Annotated in this window: 1 pseudogene; it reads left to right on the forward strand. The window is 49.3% G+C overall.

Annotated features, from left to right (window positions below):
• Nucleotides 1-478, forward strand: a pseudogene (locus Q1A70_RS20250) (hypothetical protein); the annotation flags it as partial.
• Nucleotides 479-645: the final 167 nt, after the last annotated feature.

A 645-nucleotide genomic window follows, 5' to 3' on the forward strand; every position in this document is an offset into this window, starting at 1 on the left:
GGTGGCTATCGCCTTGCCTCGATGGGGAAGCTCCTCACGTCAATGGGTCGCCAATTGGCCGATATTTTCTCTGTATCGCGCTGCGGTAGCGGCCTCCCTGCTTAAAACGCTCGGCAATCTGACTCAATGCGGGGTGAAGCTTGATGATGCGCTGGCGCAAATCAAAACGCGAAACACCCCCTTTGTCATCATGCATATTGAAAAAATGCAGCGGCAAGCCCTCGGGCAAGGCAACCTCGGTTTCATTTTAGACACAGGCTTACTGCTTCCCGATGAACTCGGGATCATGAAAGTGTTGGGCGCCCGTGTGAATTACTCGGAACTACTGCAAGAAAGCGGTGAGAACCACCGTATTTACGTGAGTAAACAATTGGCAAAAATGAACCAATGGCTCCCTAAAGCGGGGTTAGGGTTCACGATTGCGCTTCTAGGCTCACTTATCATGAGTGCGACATACCAACTCTACTTGAGTTTTTAATCTTCCCTCCTTTTTAAAATCAGGAATTATTTATGAAAAATCATGACATGACACCGCACTCTGCGGCGGCTTTCGCTTGCCCGAAAGAAACAGAGACAGACGCTCACATCAAACCAAAACCTCACTACCGACCGCGTAAGCAGCGTGGTGCTTCCTTGTTGGATTTT

This window comes from uncultured Vibrio sp. (assembly GCF_947488985.1).
Taxonomy (GTDB): Bacteria; Pseudomonadota; Gammaproteobacteria; order Enterobacterales; family Vibrionaceae; genus Vibrio.